The organism is Kocuria nitroreducens (genome assembly GCF_042879195.1).
Classification (GTDB): Bacteria; Actinomycetota; Actinomycetes; order Actinomycetales; family Micrococcaceae; genus Kocuria; species Kocuria nitroreducens.
Map to the genome: position 1 here is coordinate 1 of NZ_JBHZTC010000069.1, position 1,426 is coordinate 1,426.

The window sequence follows — 1,426 nt, forward strand, 5'->3', positions numbered from 1 at the left end:
AGTAGCGTCCCCTAGCGTGGTGTACGCCGGGCCCTGGGGGCGTGGCGTTCCGAACGTGAGGCGGCCACCGCGTGATTCTTGGAAAGACCGACCAAAGTCTTTTCTCAAGGAGAACCCACGCGATGACCGCACCTCATGATATCGACCCTGCCCGCTTCCTTCAGGAGCACCTCGAGCAGGCCTCACCGGACCTGATGCGCCAGATGCTGACCACCTTCATCAACGCGCTGATGAGTGCTGAGGCCGACAACGTGTGCGGGGCCGAGTACGGCCGGGTCAGTGACGCCCGGGTGAACTCGCGCAACGGGTATCGGGCCCGGGAGTTCGACACCCGCACCGGCACCATCGACGTCGCCATCCCGAAGCTGCGCCAAGGCTCCTACTTCCCGGACTGGCTGCTGGAACGCCGGCGCCGCGCCGAGGCCGCCCTGACCTCGGTGGTGGCCACCTGCTACCTGCTGGGCGTCTCCACGAGGCGGATGAACAAGCTCGTGGAAACCCTCGGGATCACCCGGTTGTCGAAGTCCCAGGTCTCGGTCATGGCCGCCGACCTGGATGCGCAGGTGGAGGCCTTCCGCACTCGGCCGCTGGACGCTTCGCCCTACACGTTCGTGGCCGCCGACGCCCTGGTGCTGAAGGTCCGCGAAGGCGGGCGGGTGGTCAACGTGCACGCGATGATCGCCACCGGCGTCAACACCGACGGCCACCGCGAGGTCCTCGGGATCCAGGTGTCCTCGGCCGAGGACGGGGCCGGCTGGCTGGGGTTCTTCCGCGACCTCGTCGCCCGGGGACTGGCCGGGGTGAAGCTGGTGACCAGTGACGCCCACGCCGGGCTGGTCGCGGCGATCGGGGCCACCCTGCCCGGGGCGTCCTGGCAGCGGTGCCGTACTCACTACGCGGCCAACCTCATGTCTGCCACGCCCAAGGCCTCCTGGCCCTGGGTCAAGACCCTGCTGCACTCCGTCTACGACCAGCCCGACCAGGCCGCTGTGCACGATCAGTTCGACCGAGTACTGGATGCCCTGGCCGAGAAGCTCCCACGGGTCGGGCAGCACCTCGAGGCCGCCCGGGCGGACGTCCTCGCCTTCACGGCCTTCCCCAAGGCCTGTTGGCGCCAGATCTGGTCCAACAACCCGCAGGAACGGCTGAACAAGGAGATCCGCCGGCGCACCGACGTGGTCGGGATCTTCCCCGACCGGACCTCCCTGATCCGGCTCGTCGGAGCAGTGCTGGCCGAGCAGCACGACGAGTGGATCGAAGCCCGTCGCTACCTCGGCATCGAGCTCCTCCAGCAGGCCCAGGCCGTGGGCACCACCGTGGCCGACGACGACGGGAAGGAGGACACCGACCCCGGTCTGGCCCTCAGCGCCTGACCACCCCAAGAATCACGCGGGGACTGCGTTACACCACGCAAATGGACTTGACC

1 protein-coding gene is annotated in these 1,426 nt (G+C 68.4%); it reads left to right on the forward strand.

The annotated features are described in order from the left end of the window. Nucleotides 1-122 precede the first annotated feature (122 nt). The gene (locus ACFYE1_RS17375) at nt 123-1,373 is read left to right on the forward strand and encodes an IS256 family transposase (protein ID WP_387745777.1); all 1,251 of its coding nucleotides are present in this window, start codon (nt 123-125) and stop codon (nt 1,371-1,373) included. Nucleotides 1,374-1,426: the final 53 nt, after the last annotated feature.

Coding starts and splice junctions, on each gene's coding strand:
- ACFYE1_RS17375 (WP_387745777.1), top strand. CDS start 123: ATGACCGCACCTCATGATATCGACCCTGCCCGCTTCCTTCAGGAGCAC.